The following is an 18547-nucleotide window of genomic DNA, read 5'->3' as shown; positions in this document are numbered from 1 at the left end:
TTTCTTTCAAATATCTTCCATTATACCAAAAACTGTTGGTCCCCTCTAACACTTCTTTCCTAGGCTATCCTATAGTTTCAAACTATAAGAAAAAGCTCGAGTCGAGCTTTTCATTAATCTATATTTTATATGTAAAGTTGGCTACAAATAGCTAAACAAAGCTAACTTATAAAACCTTACTCAAGAAGTCTTTAGTCCGTTGTTCTTGGGTTTGTTCAAAAATCTGTTCAGGTGTTCCATCTTCAACAACCACACCGTCTGCCATAAAGATGACACGGTCTGCAACCTCACGGGCAAACCCCATCTCATGTGTTACGATAACCATGGTCATTCCTGACTTGGCTAGGTCTTGCATAACAGCCAGAACTTCTCCAACCATCTCAGGGTCCAGGGCTGAAGTTGGCTCGTCAAAGAGCAAAACATCAGGTTCCATAGCTAAACCACGCGCGATGGCAATCCGCTGTTGCTGGCCACCTGACAAACTCTGTGGGTAAGCGTCTGCCTTATCTGGCAAACCAACTTTTTCTAAAAGCTCTTGGGCTCTCTTCTCAGCAACTTCCTTACTTTCACCTTTGGTCTTGATAGGAGACAAGGTGATATTTTCCATCACAGTCATATTAGGAAAGAGGTTAAATTGTTGGAAAACCATCCCCATCTTCTCACGCATGGCAAACAGGTCATTCTTCTTGTCCGTAATATCGACTCCTTCAAAGATAACCTTCCCCTTGGTCGCTTCTTCCAACAAATTCATAGAGCGAAGCAAGGTAGATTTTCCGCTCCCTGAAGGACCGATGATAACGACAACTTCTCCTCTTTTAATCTCAAGGTTGATGCCCTTCAATACTTCATTCTTGCCAAAGGATTTATGTAAATTTTCGATTTTTATCAAGGTTTCTGCCATTATTTTTTATCTCCTTGTCCCATACGTTTTTCAAAAGCTTTCAAGGCTACTGTCAAAATAGAAGTCATAATCAAGTAATAAAAGGCTGCAAATAAAAGTGGTGTCAGAGGTAGATAGGTTGTTGTAGAAACTGTTGTAGCCCCATTCCATAACTCCATAACACCGATAGCTGATAAAAGGGAACTATCCTTGATAATGGTGATAAATTCGTTTCCCAATGCTGGCAAGATATTTTTGATAGCTTGTGGCAAAATCACATAGCGCATCGCATTTTTAGGACGAATCCCTAAAGAATAAGCTGCCTCTAACTGCCCCTTAGGAACCGCATTTATTCCTGCACGAACAGTCTCAGAAACATAGGCACCACTGTTCATAGAAATAATCAAAATCCCTGGAATCAGACGAGAAAGATCAACACCCAAAATCCCAACCTGAATAGTCGGAGCATTGATATGCATAAGAGCAAAGGCAATCATAATCTGAACCATCATCGGTGTCCCGCGGAAAATCCAAACGTACAAGTTGGCGAGCCAGACAAGAGGTTTAAGTTTTGAACGTTGCCCAAAAGCCAAGACAACACCCAAAATGGTTCCTAAAAAGACTACACAGATAGAAATGAGAACCGTCACGACAGCCCCATAGTTAAAATAAGGTAAATACTTAGGTAAAAAAGAAAAATTCATAGTCACACTGCTTTCTAAAATAGAATACTGTATGATTATAACATAATTTGAATTAAAATTCAAATCTTTTGTCTAATTTATTCAAAAAAACTTTAAGCTGGTAGAATTAGCGAGAAATCTTAGTTTTTTCTAGGCAAGTTTGCCTCCTTTATGGTAAAATAGTAACGATAAGAAATGAAGGAGAATCAAAATGGAATCACATTTGGTTAGAATCATCAACCGCCTTGAAGCAATGGCAAAAGACGGCGGAAATTTAAAACGTAATTTTGAACGCGAAGGAGTTGTTGTTGCAGAAGTTGCATACAGCCACGACGAAGAAAACGGCTCAATCTTTACCCTTCGTGATGTCGAAGCTCGCGAAACTTATACGTTTGACAGCATTGACTTGATTGCAATGGAGATTTACGAACTCCTTTACTAATACAAAACAAGCTGGGATTACACCCTGCATGTCTAACCAAAATCCTTTTTGTCTCACAAATAGGATTTTTTTAGTCCAAATTCACAAAAATTTTCATTGTAACAACTTCTCAAAGCTGCAATCTTTTTACTTGCTTTACACCCCAATCCTGTTATAATGAGAGTATAGAAATTTGACTATTATTGACCTTTGGACAGGTCAGGCTAAAGAAAGAAATGAGGTAGATGTATGCTTTGTCAAAACTGTAAAATCAATGACTCAACAATTCATCTTTATACCAATCTCAATGGAAAGCAAAAACAAATTGACCTCTGTCAAAACTGCTATAAGATTATCAAGACAGATCCTAACAATAGCCTCTTTAAAGGTATGACGGATCTGAATAATCGTGACTTTGATCCCTTTGGTGATTTCTTCAATGACCTAAACAATTTTAGACCTTCTAGCAATACTCCTCCGACTCCTCCAACCCAATCAGGTGGAGGTTACGGTGGAAACGGCGGTTATGGTTCCCAAAATCGTGAATCTGCTCAAACTCCGCCTCCAAGCCAAGAAAAAGGCCTGCTGGAAGAATTTGGTATCAACGTAACTGAAATTGCCCGTCGTGGAGATATTGACCCCGTTATTGGGCGCGACGATGAAATTATCCGTGTTATTGAGATTCTCAATCGCAGAACAAAGAATAATCCTGTTCTTATCGGTGAACCAGGTGTCGGAAAAACTGCCGTTGTCGAAGGTCTAGCTCAGAAAATCGTTGATGGCGATGTTCCACATAAACTCCAAGGTAAACAAGTCATCCGTCTAGATGTAGTTAGCTTGGTTCAAGGAACGGGTATCCGTGGACAATTTGAAGAACGCATGCAAAAACTCATGGAAGAAATTCGAAAACGTGAGGACATCATCCTCTTTATCGATGAAATCCATGAAATTGTCGGTGCTGGTTCTGCAGGCGATGGCAATATGGATGCAGGAAATATCCTCAAGCCCGCCCTTGCTCGTGGGGAACTGCAATTGGTCGGTGCTACTACCCTCAATGAATACCGTATCATTGAAAAGGATGCTGCCTTAGAGCGTCGTATGCAACCTGTTAAGGTCGATGAACCAACAGTGGAGGAAACAATTACTATCCTCAAAGGCATTCAAAAGAAATACGAAGACTACCACCACGTTCAGTATACCGATGCTGCTATCGAAGCAGCTGCAACTCTTTCCAATCGCTACATCCAAGATCGCTTCTTACCAGACAAAGCCATCGACCTCCTGGATGAAGCTGGTTCTAAAATGAACTTGACCTTGAATTTTGTGGATCCTAAAGTAATCGATCAGCGCTTGATTGAGGCTGAAAATCTTAAATCTCAAGCTACACGAGAAGAAGATTTTGAGAAGGCCGCCTACTTCCGTGACCAGATTGCCAAGTATAAGGAAATGCAAAAGAAAAAGGTCACAGACCAGGATACTCCTATCATCAGTGAAAAAACCATTGAGCATATTATCGAGCAGAAAACCAATATCCCTGTTGGTGATTTGAAAGAGAAAGAACAATCTCAACTTATCCATCTAGCAGAAGACCTCAAGTCTCATGTTATTGGACAAGACGATGCTGTCGATAAGATTGCCAAGGCTATTCGCCGGAATCGTGTCGGTCTCGGTACGCCTAACCGTCCAATTGGAAGCTTCCTCTTCGTCGGACCAACTGGCGTCGGTAAGACAGAACTTTCCAAACAACTAGCTATCGAACTCTTTGGTTCTGCTGACAGTATGATTCGCTTTGACATGAGTGAATATATGGAAAAACACAGTGTGGCTAAGTTGGTCGGTGCCCCTCCAGGTTATGTTGGCTATGATGAGGCTGGGCAATTAACTGAAAAAGTTCGCCGCAATCCATATTCTCTTATACTTCTCGATGAAGTAGAGAAAGCCCATCCAGATGTTATGCACATGTTCCTCCAGGTCTTAGACGATGGTCGTTTGACAGATGGGCAAGGACGCACCGTTAGCTTCAAGGATGCCATCATCATCATGACTTCAAATGCAGGTACAGGTAAGGCAGAAGCCAGCGTTGGATTTGGGGCAGCTCGCGAAGGACGTACCAACTCTGTTCTTGGTGAACTCGGTAACTTTTTTAGCCCAGAGTTTATGAACCGTTTTGATGGTATTATCGAATTTAAGGCTCTCAGCAAGGACAACCTCCTTCAGATTGTCGAACTTATGCTTGCAGACGTTAACAAGCGCCTTTCTAGCAACAACATTCATTTAGATGTAACTGAAAAGGTCAAGGAAAAATTGGTTGACCTCGGTTATGATCCAAAAATGGGAGCACGCCCACTTCGTCGTACTATTCAAGACTATATTGAGGACGCAATCACTGACTACTACCTTGAAAATCCAAGCGAAAAAGACCTAAAGGCAGTGATGACTAGCAAGGGCAACATTCAAATCAAATCTGCCAAAAAAGCTGAAGTAAAAACTTCTGAAAAAGAAGTATAAATCCTATAGAAAAGGAGTAGAAAATGAACATTTTCTGCTCTTTTTTACTAGAATAACTATAAATTCTTGACAGCTTGGCCTTTGTCCATTAAGATAATAATAAAGATAATAGATAATGAGGAAAATGAAATGGCAAACCCAACTTTCGGAGAAAAGAAAGCAAATACAGACTATGTTTCACGCTATGGCGTATATGCAGTTATCCCTGATGCAGAACAAAAACAAATTGTTCTTGTTCAAGCACCCAATGGTGCTTGGTTCTTACCAGGTGGCGAAATTGAAGCAGGTGAAAACCATCAGGAAGCCCTAAAACGTGAATTGATTGAAGAGCTCGGCTTCACAGCTGAAATTGGTACCTATTACGGACAAGCTGATGAATATTTCTATTCTCGTCATCGTGACACCTACTACTACAATCCTGCCTACCTCTATGAAGCGACTTCTTTCAAAGAAGTGCAAAAACCACTAGAGGACTTTAATCATATTGCCTGGTTCCCTATTGACGAGGCTATTGAAAATCTCAAACGTGGTAGTCATAAATGGGCCATCCAATCTTGGAAAAAACAGCATAAGATTGACTAAATCAAGCTACTTTATTCAAAAAGTGCTATAATAGAATTAGAAAATCGGAGGAAATGTTATGAAGCTTATCAATACGACAAACTCACACTCGCAACTTGTAAAAAGCCAGCTAGAGAGTACAGATGCAACCCTTGTTGAGGTCTATTCTGCTGGAAATACAGATGTTATTTTTACCCATGCTCCGCTTCACTATGAAATCCTCATCTCAAACAAACACCGTGCTATTCGAGAAACTGAAATCGAAGCCATCCAAGAGTTTTTCTTGAAACGTAAAATTGATAAGGACTCTATTGATGAGGCCAATATCAAAACCCTCTATTCAGAAAAATTAATTGGAATTTCGATTCCAATCAAATAAAAAATTGGAGAGTTTAAAAAGCTTTTTGGACCTTATAGTACAAAACGAGGTTCTAACTTGCTTTTTGGATCATCTCCAATTTTTTATCTTGAGATCTTATCATACAAGATTTTATAGATAATTAAGGAGACAAGCATGGGAGACATCATATATCGAGAGGCAAGAATTGAAGAAAGCGAAAAAATTGGAAAATTATTAGCCAATTCCTTTCTTGACTATCCCTTTTTAACGATTATAACTGATGATTTGAAGAAACCTGACTCCTATCCTGCTTTTGTAGAAACATTGCAAATTCTGCTTACTAGAGTCTATATTAAGAAGGGAAACTGTTTAATTGCGGAACAGGATGGAGACTTACTTGCAGTCGCCCTTTTGCAACAAAAAGATTTCTGTATACTATCCTATCTACGAAATGGAGGAACAAACATTTTTCGCTACATTCGACCACAAAATCTCCTTAAATACTTTGACTTTGTAAAACGTTCCAAAAAACATTTAGAAGAATTTGGAGAGTTTGATTGGTATTTGATGGCCTTAGCTGTCAATACAGCAAGTAAGGGACAGGGAATAGGCAGTACTTTTCTGACACAAGGGATTGAACCTTATGTCAAATCAAAAGGCTGTAAACACTTGGGACTCATAACTAGTACAGCTAGAAATGCCTCATTCTACGAAAAAAACGATTATGTATTACTGGACTATATGGACTTAGAATACGGATTAAAATCAATTGGTAACTGGGTATTTTTAAAAACAATAAATAAATAAAAAGATTTGATGCTGCTTATCACAGAACCAAATCTTTTTATTATGTTAGAAACGAATCGTCTCACGTGTTTTTTCGTATGAAGTGACAAAACGGTTGGTTACACCTGGTTCTGCAACTTCCAAAGCTTGCGAAATCTTATCAAATGAAGCATGATAATCAAATTCTTTTTCAAAAATTTCTAATGATTCATTAAAAGCTTCTTGAATTCGTTCATCAAATGAGCGGTAACGGTTCGAATACTGTAGCAATTGTTCTGTCAACGTTGCATATTGAACAATATTATAGGTTTCTTCTTCAAGTGCTTCCATATCATTGGTTGTAATTTCAAGCATCCGGTTCACAGCTTCGATATTGACCCGAGCTTCTTCTAGTTCAGCCATCAACTCTTCGGTATGGTTACTTGCTGTAAAGAACAACTGTAAGAAATTCTGAGGAATACCTGGAAGATTACGTTTTTCCATATATCTCTTAATTGTGTGAAGACGATTAACATAAACATTTGCCTTCTGGCGAGCATTAATATCATCTTTTTCAATCTGAGCAAGACGTTGACTAACCGAAACTTGTTCATCTTCAATTTCCTTCAAAGTCGCTTGTAAGTTTTCCAAACGATCTTCAAGCAATGAATAAGGCTCAGAATGTTCCTCTTGTTCAGAAGTTAATTCCAATACAGATTCTTCTAAAGATTCTAACTCAGCTTGTAATCTATGAACATGACTAACATCCGTTTCAGATAGTAGGTAATTGTTACTCAATCGTTGAATATCTTCCACTAAAACAGCATTACTATCTTTCATGTGTTTCAAATATGTAGGAAGGGTTGCAACTAAGCCTTCTACTACTTTTTGAGCTGCGATTTCTCGTGTAAAGATATCATAGAGTGCATTGATTTCTTCTTGAACTTGAGTATTTTCATACTCAGCATTATCCAACTCTAATTGTGCAATATTTTCGTGGTTTTTCTTTAAAGCTTCATAAAGCAATTGGAAGCGAGATTCAATATCCGTTTCAGCAAAATGATAATTAGCATCTAAAAGTTTACGGTAACCATCCTCCAAATCTTCCAATTGATCAGGTAGCTCTTTAGATAATGTTTTTTCAATCGCTGGCAGGCGATCAACTATGTGACTCAAAGCCAAGATATGATTTTCAGCATTATCCAAAATCACAGCAGCTTCTACTGGGTCACCTGAAGTGTTCAAAGTAACAAACTGAGAAAACTCTGATTGGATATTTTCCAATTGTTTTTCGATTTCTGATAAACCTTGGCCATATTCTTCAGAATGATCAGCCACTCGGTGTTGCAACTCTTCAAACAAGTCCAAGGTATGAAGAACACGTCCACTATTTTTAGACTCTTGTTTCTCCAAATCTGCCAAAGCATTACGAATTGCCGCAATATCTTCTTCAATCAAGGTAATTTGACTCTCGATTTGGTCGATTTGATGACTTGCCTTGAAAAAACGGAATGAGTTGTTATAGCCTTCTGCTTCAAAAAGATTATTTTCAATATCAGCAAAAGAGTTAAGAGATAGGTCAACCCATTTTTGGTTCCATTCACGGAAAGTCACTTGACTTTGTCCAATTAAATGCATGTTTTTTACAGCTTCAACTTCATCGTTTACTGGAAGATTGTACAGCTCTTCTTTTTTCTCTTCTAAAATTGCTAATTTACTTTCATTGCGTTTTCGTACGTAGATTGCGATAGCATAGGCAATCACTAAGAAAACTGCAACTGCAATTGCAAGATAAAATACTAGTCTACCAGACATATTAAACTCCTTTTTTACTTGAAACAATCGTAATGATTATATCATATTTTTTTGACCAAGGGAACTACTTCTCCCGATTTTTTAGACATCAAGTGTACTATAGACGGCATTTTCTTCGATAAATTCACGACGAGGCTCTACTCGATCCCCCATCAACATATCAAAGATTTTATCTGCCTCAGCTGCGTCATCCACAGAAACTCTAGCCATCAAGCGATGCTCGGGATCCATTGTTGTTTCCCATAACTGATGATCGTCCATTTCACCCAGACCTTTATACCTCTGAATAGTTGGTTTGGCACGACCTTCACTGTGGCGGGCTAAGGCTTCTTGGAGTTTGATTTCTTGGTCTGCTCCTGGCTGGATATATTCTTTAATCTCACTTCCAACCTTGACTCCATAGATTGGTGGTTGGGCAATATAGACATAACCAGCTTCTAGAATTGGTTTCATATAACGATAAATCAAGGTTAAAAGAAGAGTACGAATGTGGGCTCCATCGACATCGGCATCGGTCATCAAAACAAGTTTTTGGTAACGAGCTTTTGAAACATCAAATTCTGCACCAAATCCTGTTCCCATCGCTGTGAAAAGACTACGAATTTCTTCGTTAGCTAGAATCTTATCCATACTTGCCTTTTCAACGTTCAAAATCTTACCGCGAATTGGAAGGATTGCTTGAAATTCACGGTTACGACCAGATTTTGCTGATCCACCAGCTGAGTCTCCTTCGACGATGAAGAGTTCTGTTTCAGTAGGATTGTTAGAAGAACAGTCTGCTAGTTTCCCTGGAAGGTTGGAAATTTCCAAACCAGATTTTTTACGAGTGACTTCACGCGCACGCTTGGCAGCAACACGAGCTTTGGCGGCCAAAATTCCTTTTTCCACAATTCTCTTGGCAATCTGTGGATTTTCCATGAGGAAATCAGAAAAGGCATCGCTGAAGAGACGATTGGTAATCTTGACCACTTCGCTATTTCCCAATTTGGTCTTGGTCTGTCCTTCAAACTGTGGATTTGGGTGTTTAACTGAGATAACTGCAGTTAATCCTTCGCGGACATCTTCCCCTGTTAGATTATCTTCATTATCTTTCAGTAACTTATTTTTACGAGCATAATCGTTGATAACACGAGTCAAGGCTGTACGGAAACCTTGTTCATGCGTTCCACCTTCATGGGTATGAATATTATTGGCGAAACTCATGACATTTTCATGGTAACCCGTTGTGTACTGCATGGCTACTTCGACTGTGATATCATCCATCTCACCATCTGTGTAGATTGGTGTATCAAAGATAACATCCTTGTTCTCGTTGATATATTCAACGTAACTAGCAATCCCACCTTCATAATGATAATGCTTGGTTTGCTCCAAACCTTCACGCTTATCTGTAATGGAGATTTGAAGACCGCGATTTAGAAAGGCCAACTCTTGAATCCGTTTATTTAATTTATCAAAATCAAAGGTTGTTGTTTCCGTAAAGATTTCTGGGTCCGGTGTGAAGTGAACTGTTGTTCCCGTTTTATCCGTATCTCCAACCACCTCAAGGTCTGCAACAACATGACCACGACGGTATTCTTGGTAATGAATCTTACCATTTTTGTGGACATGAACGTCTAATTGAGTTGAAAGGGCATTAACTACTGAGGACCCCACTCCGTGAAGACCACCTGAGACCTTATATCCGCCACCGCCAAACTTTCCTCCAGCGTGAAGAACAGTAAAGACAGTCTCAACGGCAGGTCGACCTGTTTTTTCCTGAATATCGACGGGGATCCCACGTCCATCATCAACAACTGTAATCGAATCATCTGGCTCAATAAAGACTTGAATATGGCTAGCAAATCCTGCCAAGGCCTCATCAATTGAGTTATCAACAATTTCCCAGACTAGATGGTGAAGACCTTCTTTTGAGGTTGACCCGATATACATCCCTGGACGCATACGAACAGCCTCTAAGCCCTCTAAAACTTGAATTTGACTGGCATCATAATCTTGTGCCTGCAGATTTTTGATTTCTTCTGTCATCTTTTTCCTTTTTCTTACATGTCTAATACTTGTCTTAAATTCACGATACTGGTAAACAAGTGGGTAGCTAGTCCTGCAGCTTGCCCGGCTTCGATATCAATTGGTCGATCACCAATAACAAGACCAGAGCTAATCTGATACTTTTCTCTTAAATAAATCATGGACTCAGGATCTGGTTTTCTCTTAAAGCCTGAGTTAGAAGTCACCACTTCTGTAAAATAAGCTGCTATAGAGGTTTTTTCTAAAATTTCCAAGACCTGATCATTACGATGAGATACCAAAAAATGACGGCCACCTTGATTGGAGATATCTTTCAATAAATCAGAAACTCCATCAAACAAAATCGGATGTTCAAGCTCTCTGGCTTCATTTTCCTTGTATTTTTCTAAAAAATTCTCTAAGTTGGGAGCGAATGTCTCAATCGCAAAATCAGTAGAAACCTTTAAAGCCTGATAGACACTGTCATGGTCTTGTGTGATGCCATACAATGCCAATGTTTCAACAAATGCAGCTGTTGAAGTTTCGTAATTATCCAGTAAAGTTCCACCTAAATCCCAGATATAATCGTGATATTTCATACCCTTCATTATAGCATTTTTTTATGAAAAAAGCGATGATTTCCCTGAGTTTTCCACATAAAAAACGAGAGTTTGACTCCCGTTTTACTGATTTTTACCAAAGACATCTCGATAGAGCATTCCTGTTCGTAAAGTCTCTGCATCTCCTCCTAATTGCTCTACCAGCTCGTAGGCAAAGGCAAGGGCTGTCGAGGGACCTCGACTGGTTGTCAATTGACCATCTACCACTACTGTTTCCTTGACGTAGTGACCATCAAAAATTTGCTCTTGAACACCATCATAACAAGTGTACTGCTTGTTTTTCAATAGCCCTGCTTGATTGAGGGCAATTGGCGCAGCACAAATGGCTGCTAGTTTTTTTCCTTCTTGCTCGAAGCTTTGCAACTCTTGAATCAAGGCCTGATTATCGCGCAAATGTGCAGAACCAGGCATGCCGCCAGGAAGAACAACCATATCATAGTCTGATAAATCACCATCAAAGACACGATCTGCTCTGACTTGGATTGCATGCGAACCAGTCACTTGCTCTTCAAACCCAACCATATCACAAGTGATATTTGCCCGACGCAAAACATCCACAACTGTCAAAGCTTCAATTTCTTCAAAGCCCTGAGCCAACATAACTGCTACTTTTACCATGATTTTCTCCTTATTTGATTTGTTTTAATACAACCTTTTTCCGCTTGAATGGGACTTTTCCGCTCTTTTCTTCAGCTAGATTGGTCTGGTAACTCATAGATAAAAGTAAGCCCACACCAATCAGATTACTGATAATAGCCGATCCCCCTTGAGAAATAAAAGGCAAGGGAATCCCCGTCAAAGGAAGCAAGCCCGTCACAGCACCGATATTCTCAAAGATATGGAAGAGTAACATCATAATCAAACCTGTGGAAATATAAGTATAGAACTGGTTATTTGATCTAAGAGTAATCTTCAACATACGGTAAATCAGCATGAGATAAAGGGCGATAACAAGGACAGAGCCAATAAAGCCAAAATCTTCTGCAATGACCGTGAAAATCATATCCGACTCTCGAACTGGAATAAGCAGATTAGAAGCATTAAAACCTTGACCAAATAAGCCACCACTCCCAATTGCAATTTGCCCTTGAGCCTGCTGGTAAGTGGTTGTTTGAGCAAAATCAAAAGGATTAAGCCAAGCCAAAATACGGTTGATTTGGTAGGTCGGCATTCCCAGTTGATGGAGAAAAGCACGACCGTCCTTACTGATAAAGATGGCTAGAAAACCAGCAATTCCTGTTACAGCAGTCACAAATACTGGAATAATAATTTTCCAAGAAACCCCTGATAATAAAACGATTCCTGAGAAAATGGCCACAAAAACCAAAGCCGTCCCCAAGTCACTTTGAAGTGCTAAAAGAACTAGTACTGGAATGGTAAAGAGAATCATCCAAAAAATTAACAAAAAGTCCAATGGAACTGTGCGTCTCCATTCCTTATGTTTTTTTGTAAATTGGACAATCACACGAGCTAGCATGAGAATGTAGGATATCTTCATAAACTCTGACGGTTGGAACAAGGTGATGCCATTTACTGAAATCCAGTTTTTAGCGCCCGTAGATGCAACTAAGCTTGGATTATAAAAGACGATAGGTAAGACCATAAGTCCCAAGCCTAAAATATATAGAAAGGGGGTCACCTTCCAAAGAAACTCTGTATTGAAGAGCATGACGATAAAACCAATCACAAGCCCCAAGGCAATCCAGGCGACCTGCTGCCCTAAAATGGGCAGAATATTATTTGGATAATCATGACTAACAGCTATATAAATAGCCACCACACCAATAACCAGTAGAAAAAATACTGGCAAGAGCAAACTATAATCGACTCTTGAGTCGAGAGAACGTTTCATATATGCTAACCTTATACTTTCATACAATACTATTTATCAAAGTTCATTTAAAAATTTATCAATAGCCTCATCAACTTCGGATTGAGAGACGGTTTTAACAGTCGCTTCTTTTGCTAGAGAAGTCACAATTTGTTTGCCATATCGCTTTCCGACAATTCTCCTATCCAAAATAAGGGTTAAGGAACGTTGGTGTTCGCGTCTCATACTTCTTCCCAAAGCTTGCTTTAAACGAATAATGGCCATTGGCAACTGATAATCATAAAAGGCATTTTTCCCTTCTTGATTCAGTTCCTGATTAATCTTTTTCGTCAAGGACTCTTGAGGATTTTGGAAAGGAAGTCTTGGTACAACTTGAATCACAAAAGGATGACTTGAAAAATCAACTCCCTCCCAAAAACTTGCTGCACCAAGCAGGATTTGTTGTTCACCTTTTTCAAAGCGTTTCTTCAGTTGATGAACATCCCCATTTTTATACTGGGCCAAGTGGCTAACTGGAAGTAAATCCGATACTACTAGAAGCATGTCTTTAGCAGTAAAGAGAACTAAAATCGGTTGCTGGAAAGCTTGAATTTCCACTAGTAAAGCAGCTACCTCTTTGGCGTAAACTTCTAAGGAGGTTTCTGTTACCAAGGGGAAATCTTTGACCAAGATCACTTCTTGATCCTGTTTTCCCCGAGTCTCAATCTTGACAAATTTGGCTTCAGGATAGCCTAAAAGATCTGCCAAAGAAACTCTCTGACTAATCTCAAGAGTAGCCGACACTCCCAAGACTTGACATGAATTAGGTATTAAAGAAGATAGGAGAATACGACCTGATTTTGTAGAAGAAATCTGAATTTTCTTTTGACTCGTTTCAGTTGCTTCAATCCAGTAATATCGGTCAGCTGTAAAATAGCGGACCAGTTCCCCAAAGCCTTCTACCTCTAATTCTGAAAAATACTGATGGAGATTGGCAAGAGAATCTAAGATATTTTTCATAGATTTGCCAGACTGAAATTGTTCTATCAAGTAGAGGCACTCAAAGCGAATACTTTCTAGTATTCGTTGCTGAACCTTATTTTGCTCCTCCAGTAAAGCCTTATCAAGCAAATCGATAATAGACTGGATATCGTAGGTCTCTTGAAGCAGATTTTCTAGGGCCAACAAAACTTTTTGGACTTCATCAATAATCAATAAACGATCACTGACAAATTCAGGATTATCTTCCAGTCTGGTTACAAGATAGGCATGATTGGTCACTAAAAGCTTGCAGGTTTGTGCCCTTTCTTGACTACGTTTCCAAAAATCTTCCGTCACAAATAAGCTTTTAGATGATAAATTCCCATCATGACGAATATCTGTCAGAAAATGTTGGTAACGGTAGAGTTGCCCGATTTCATCCAAATCTCCTGTCTCTGTCTCAGTCAGCCAGATCAAGAGTTGCATTTTAAAGCGTCTAAATAAGCGATTTTCATCATTTTCCTGCAAGGAACGATAAAAGGCATCCAGCTTCAGATAATTTTGAGGCCCCTTTAAACTATAAATATCTATATGGAACACTTCCTTAAGACGTCTACCTTCTTCTTCCATGATTTGATTTTGAAGAATCTTTGTCGGAACGCTAAGAACAATTTGACACTCTTTGGCTTGAGATAAAGCGGGTAAGAGATAGCCATAGGTTTTCCCAATCCCTGTCGGCGCTTGAATTAATGAGACAGGCTCATCTTCCAATAGCAAACCAACCTCTTTAGCAAAACTTTCTTGTTGTTCCCGCACTTCAAGGTTCAACAGAGAAATATTCTTAGAAAAATCTTGGGACAGTTTTCGTGGCTCCAAGGGAGCTCCAGTTTTCTTGAAATATAGCCCTTGAACTTCGACCAAGTCTGGTGAATTCAGGATAGATTGACTGCGAAAAATTTCTTCAATAACCAGGTAGGACTCATATAAGAGAGCATCAGCCATTTCCAGCAAGCGTTCCAAGAGTCCTTTAGGAAGTTGGGCCATCTTTTCCCGTAAAAAAAGGAGTAATTCTGCAGTAGCTTGGGCATCTGAAAGGGCTGTGTGAGCGTGCTTTAGAGGAATTCCTAATTCTCGACACAAAATCGGTAAACTATATTTTTCCAGTTCAGGGAAAAAGACCTGAGCCAATTCGACCGTATCAACACGAGGATTTCTTAGTTCATAGCCTTCAAAAAATAAATTTTCCGCCAAGAGATTGGCATCAAACTGAACATTATGGGCTACAAAAATCCCATCCTTCACCAAGTCAAAGATTTTTCTGGCAACTTGCGAAAAATCAGGTGCTTGCGCCAGACGTTTGTCTGTCAGTCCTGTCAGTTCTTTGATATGAGCATCCAAAGGTTCATGTGGATTGACATCCGACGTATAGTGATCGACGATTTTTCCATCCTCAATCACTACAATTCCCACTTGGATAATTTTAGCCTTACTACCTGTGCTAGTTGCCTCTAAATCCACCACAACATAGCGATTACCAATCGTTTTCATTATAAAAAATTATACCAAAAAAAGGGACATTTGGCACCTGCAAACATGGGATAATTTTTAAACTCAAGAAGGTTACTTTTCTTAAAAATCCCAGCAAACAGAGCATCCTAGCCTACTTATTTTTTTGAAAATATTGGAGAATAAGAAAAATTGAGAGAAGAAATGTTTGCATCTTCCTTCTCTCAACTATCCATTTACTCTATTTAACCATGTCAGGATCGTAATCATAAAATCCTGTATCAAGGAATCGGTTTTTAGGGTGAAGTTTACGAACTTCTTCATCCAGCAAGAAGGCTTGGTCATGGCTAAAGTTGCCCTCTTGAATCAAGCTACTCGCTTGGATAAAGAGTTTTGCAATCTCAACAAAGTTCTGACCAGGTGTGTAGAGCCCTTCTAGTTTCCAGTGAGTGAAACCATGCTCTACCAATTCTGTCAATTTTGTCATCAAATCAAGGTCGTTATTGGCAAAGATGTGGGTTCCATGATTATCTTCAAAGATAGAGTAATGGCTCTCGGGGTCACTTGGCTCTGCCAAGAAAAGATCACGCTTGCGAGTCTTTTCATCATCGATATGCGTGAAGTTATAGTAATTTTGCAAGAGCGGACGCTTAGAATGATGGATGACACTAGCTCCGTAAACCAAAACTTCAGCAGGAATTTCCAAAATCTCTGGCATTTTGAAAAGTTCAGCTGATGGAATTTCACGCGCCAAAACAGCCTCAGATGCGCCAGCCTTTTGTCCCCAGAAGTTGATCTGACGGCTGCTTGTCACCATGGTTGAAGCATCATAGATGGTCTTAAAGGAATAACCATCGCGGTTGACCACATAAAAGACACCTGCATCCCCAATCGTAATGTAATCTGTCTTAATTTCTTCTAAGAAGTCCAGGAAAGGCTTGATACGGTCCATCATATCTTGGTGCATGAGGGCATTGACTGCAACGATCAATTCTTTACCATCATCATGAACCAGCTTAGCAATTTCACGCAATTGGTCATGACTAAAGGTTGTTGGCAGACGAAGGCCAAAATCTTTCTCACCAACATAGATACGGTCCACGCCAGCTTCGAGCAGTTGTTTAACTTGTTCAATACTTTCAGCAGTTGCTGTAATGATAATCTTTTCCATAAGAAAAATTATACCATATTTCTGGAAAATCAGCCATTCTTTGAAAATGAAAAGGGACTTTATTCTTTTTGTAACCTTTCTGTAATAATTCTCTGCTGAAAAAATGATAAAATAGGTATGTACTGTTAAGGAGAGAATAATGCCCGTAAGAAAATTACAATCCTATGAGGTAGACTATCAAGAAGAATTAAGCCATCAGGTTCCTCGCTATCAAGATTATACACCTGAAGCGCAATCTGATACCAATCTCAAGGAAATCCTATTTTTTGTTAATATCGCTGTTTTTTGTATCTGTATTGCTATCTTTAGTTTTATCTTTTTAGCATTAAAATTATCAACTGCTCTTGCCTTTGTCGCAGCAATCGGATCCAGCTTACTTGTTTTAAAAGTTCAACGGTCTATTATCAAACGAAAACGTAGAAGATAAATCCAAAATATCGCCCCAATTGGAGCGATATTTTTATTTTTTCTTTTTAGATGGTGTGTGGATGGCAATCTTCACTTCAAAGATTGTTCCCTTTGGTTTATTATCTTTAACAGTAATGGTTCCTTTTAAAGCATCTACAATTTGCTTGGCTAGGGATAATCCTAAACCAAAACCACCTTTTTGACGAGTTCTAGCCTTGTCCACTCGATAAAAGCGGTCAAAAATTTTCTTCTTATCTTCTGTCGAAATACCGACTCCATTATCAGAAACCAGTAAATACAGATTGCGATCGGTCGCCGAGATAAGAAAATCAATTTCACCATCCTCTTCAGTATACTTAACAGCATTATCAAATAGAATGGTCATCAGTTGTTTCAAAAGGAGCTGATCTGTGACAATCGTTCGATGGATACGATTTTCAAAACGGAAGACACGATCATTTTCCGAAGCAATCATCTCATAGTTTGTGAAAGTTGTATTAAAAAAGCTAGTTGGAACTTCAGCAAGTTCAGGCTTAATCCCATCATCTCTACGAGCCAAATTCAACAAGTTCGTCGTCAAAAACCGCATATTTCGGACTTCTTCCAAACTAGATGCAATACTTTCGCTCACATCCATAATGGTAGCTTCTGGCTTACGGAAAAGGGTCTCTAAGCGATTTTGCAAAACTGCAAGTGGAGTTCGTAACTCATGACTAGCATTTTCCACAAAGGACTGCTGCTTCTGCATGCTCTCAAGCAGAGGACGAACACTGACCCTAGCTAGATAGAGACTGGCAAGCAAAGACAAAATCCAGAAACTTGCCATCACGATCACAATCAATTGCTCATGCTTTTGACTGGCCTGCTCCAACTGACTGGTATTAATCAAGACAGCCGCATACTTGATATTGGTTGAAACCGAACTAATATTCGTTTCCATCAAAATCATGCGATAAATTTCTTCTTGTCCATAGCTATTAAAAACTTGAATCTGATAGATATGGCCTAGTTCTTTTTTCTCTAACTTAATCTTATCCAATCCCAAAAATCGGTTTCCAGAAAGGAGCTGGGTAAAATTCTTATCAAAAAGAATGACTTCTGTGTTGGAACTGACATTGGGTTTCACATCAGTCTTACTAGTATCTGTAGCAGCATTCTCTAAATCTTTAATCTCTTCTGTTGCCCTATTTACAGCAAGCTGAATAACTGCTTGAGGATTTTCACTCAGTCCATGAAGCTTATCATCCACCGAAGTATAAAGACTCGAATGCATGACCTGCAAAATAATCAGAGTCATGGTAGAGAAAATCAGAGTGAAGACACCAAAGTTGCGGATAAAATAACTAAAGTCATCCGCATACCATGTTTTTTTTAGTTTACTGAACATCTTTTAAAATATACCCAACACTGCGCAAGGTTTGCAAGTTCTCTGCAAAAGTGGTTCCTTTTAATTTCTTACGGACTTTAGAAACATAAACTTCGACAACTGAAATCGTTGTGTCACTATCAAATCCCCATAGCCGATCAAAAATCTGAGTCTTAGGCAAAATAACATTTTGATTTTGAAGGAAATAAACCAGTAAGTCGAACTCTTTTCCCAGCAATTCGACAGGAGTATCTTCGACTTTAACGGTATTGGTTGACAAATTAACCACAATATTTCCATAAGTCAAGGTATTTTCATTAAATTTACCTGAACGTTTGAGAAGGGCTTGAATTCGCATTTTGAGTTCTTCTAGGTAGAAAGGTTTAGTCAGATAATCATCTGCTCCCAATTCAAATCCATGTCCCTTGTCATCCAAGCTTTCCTTGGCAGTCATAATCAGAACTGGTGTCGTAATTCCCTTTTCACGCAATTCTTTCAAGACTTGGAAGCCATTTTTTTCAGGTAACATTAAATCGAGCAAAATCAAGTCATAGACGCCACTTTCAGCTTCGTAGAGACCTTCTTCCCCATCAAATACCTGCATGACATCCGCAAAATCGTCTAAAAAGTCAAATACTGAATTTGACAGGCCTAGATCATCCTCAACCAATAAGATTTTTATCATGAGAAACTCCTCCTTATTAA

The 18547-nt window shown here is 39.1% G+C and carries 17 protein-coding genes; 6 read left to right on the top strand and 11 right to left on the bottom strand.

The features are described 5' to 3' along the window. Positions 1-166 precede the first annotated feature (166 nt). Positions 167-901 (bottom strand): amino acid ABC transporter ATP-binding protein, encoded by a 735-nt coding sequence (locus tag SK637_RS03920; protein WP_033688625.1) that lies wholly within the window; start codon positions 899-901, stop codon positions 167-169. Then, positions 901-1584 (bottom strand): amino acid ABC transporter permease, encoded by a 684-nt coding sequence (locus SK637_RS03915; RefSeq protein WP_033688624.1) that lies wholly within the window; start codon positions 1582-1584, stop codon positions 901-903. Before SK637_RS03915 ends, SK637_RS03920 begins: the two co-directional genes overlap by 1 nt. Before the next feature lie 190 nt (positions 1585-1774). Here SK637_RS03915 and SK637_RS03910 point away from each other — a divergent pair, with 190 nt between their 5' ends. The 5 genes from SK637_RS03910 to SK637_RS03890 all read left to right on the top strand — a co-directional run bounded on the left by SK637_RS03910 (position 1775) and on the right by SK637_RS03890 (position 6200). Then, positions 1775-2005 (top strand): DUF1797 family protein, encoded by a 231-nt coding sequence (locus tag SK637_RS03910; RefSeq protein WP_000443570.1) that lies wholly within the window; start codon positions 1775-1777, stop codon positions 2003-2005. Between the two features lie 228 nt (positions 2006-2233). Continuing rightward, positions 2234-4492 carry an ATP-dependent Clp protease ATP-binding subunit gene (locus tag SK637_RS03905; protein WP_033688622.1) on the top strand — a complete coding sequence of 753 codons (2259 nt, stop codon included), beginning with the start codon at positions 2234-2236 and terminating at the stop codon, positions 4490-4492. Between the two features lie 129 nt (positions 4493-4621). Beyond that, on the top strand, positions 4622-5074 hold the full coding sequence (locus tag SK637_RS03900; RefSeq protein WP_000013084.1) for an NUDIX hydrolase: 453 nt from the start codon (positions 4622-4624) through the stop codon (positions 5072-5074). A gap of 58 nt (positions 5075-5132) precedes the next feature. After that, positions 5133-5432, top strand: coding sequence for a DUF1827 family protein (locus tag SK637_RS03895; protein WP_033688621.1), 300 nt, complete (start codon positions 5133-5135; stop codon positions 5430-5432). Between the two features lie 135 nt (positions 5433-5567). Then, positions 5568-6200: a GNAT family N-acetyltransferase gene (locus tag SK637_RS03890; RefSeq protein WP_000502302.1), complete on the top strand. Its 633-nt coding sequence runs from the start codon at positions 5568-5570 to the stop codon at positions 6198-6200. 45 nt (positions 6201-6245) lie between these two features. On the opposite strand, the gene ezrA is transcribed toward SK637_RS03890, so the two are convergent. The 7 genes from ezrA to SK637_RS03855 form a co-directional block, all read right to left on the bottom strand. Then, a complete protein-coding gene (ezrA, locus tag SK637_RS03885) occupies positions 6246-7973 on the bottom strand; it encodes a septation ring formation regulator EzrA (protein ID WP_000016768.1) in 1728 nt (575 codons plus the stop codon). An 81-nt stretch (positions 7974-8054) separates the two neighbouring features. Then, positions 8055-10001: a DNA topoisomerase (ATP-hydrolyzing) subunit B gene (gene gyrB / locus SK637_RS03880; protein WP_033688619.1), complete on the bottom strand. Its 1947-nt coding sequence runs from the start codon at positions 9999-10001 to the stop codon at positions 8055-8057. Between the two features lie 14 nt (positions 10002-10015). After that, the gene (locus SK637_RS03875) at positions 10016-10579 is read right to left on the bottom strand and encodes an HAD family hydrolase (RefSeq protein ID WP_004239328.1); all 564 of its coding nucleotides are present in this window, start codon (positions 10577-10579) and stop codon (positions 10016-10018) included. Between the two features lie 84 nt (positions 10580-10663). Next, positions 10664-11218, bottom strand: coding sequence for a DJ-1 family glyoxalase III (locus SK637_RS03870; protein WP_033688616.1), 555 nt, complete (start codon positions 11216-11218; stop codon positions 10664-10666). A gap of 10 nt (positions 11219-11228) precedes the next feature. Beyond that, positions 11229-12452: an FtsW/RodA/SpoVE family cell cycle protein gene (locus SK637_RS03865; RefSeq protein WP_033688615.1), complete on the bottom strand. Its 1224-nt coding sequence runs from the start codon at positions 12450-12452 to the stop codon at positions 11229-11231. Between the two features lie 36 nt (positions 12453-12488). Then, a complete protein-coding gene (locus tag SK637_RS03860; protein ID WP_033688614.1) occupies positions 12489-14939 on the bottom strand; it encodes a bifunctional DnaQ family exonuclease/ATP-dependent helicase in 2451 nt (816 codons plus the stop codon). Positions 14940-15138: 199 nt separating this feature from the next. Continuing rightward, the gene (locus tag SK637_RS03855; protein WP_033688612.1) at positions 15139-16068 is read right to left on the bottom strand and encodes a peptidase U32 family protein; all 930 of its coding nucleotides are present in this window, start codon (positions 16066-16068) and stop codon (positions 15139-15141) included. Between the two features lie 139 nt (positions 16069-16207). On the opposite strand from SK637_RS03855, the gene SK637_RS03850 reads away from it, so the two are divergent. After that, a complete protein-coding gene (locus SK637_RS03850) occupies positions 16208-16495 on the top strand; it encodes a DUF3270 domain-containing protein (protein ID WP_033688610.1) in 288 nt (95 codons plus the stop codon). Positions 16496-16528: 33 nt separating this feature from the next. Here the strand turns inward: SK637_RS03850 and ciaH are convergent, their stop codons facing one another. Together ciaH and ciaR are read right to left on the bottom strand one after the other, a co-directional pair. Beyond that, entirely contained in the window at positions 16529-17863 is a 1335-nt protein-coding gene (gene ciaH, locus SK637_RS03845) for a two-component system sensor histidine kinase CiaH (protein ID WP_033688608.1), read from the bottom strand. Beyond that, complete coding sequence (ciaR, locus tag SK637_RS03840) at positions 17853-18527, bottom strand: two-component system response regulator CiaR (RefSeq protein WP_000590639.1); 675 nt, start codon at positions 18525-18527, stop codon at positions 17853-17855. The genes ciaH and ciaR overlap by 11 nt, the downstream gene beginning before the upstream one ends. Between the last annotated feature and the right edge of the window lie 20 nt (positions 18528-18547).

The sequence above is a fragment of the Streptococcus mitis genome (assembly GCF_000722765.2).
GTDB lineage: Bacteria > Bacillota > Bacilli > Lactobacillales > Streptococcaceae > Streptococcus > Streptococcus mitis_AQ.
Note: the sequence above shows the minus strand (reverse complement) of the source record. Positions and strands in the feature narration are given on the sequence as shown.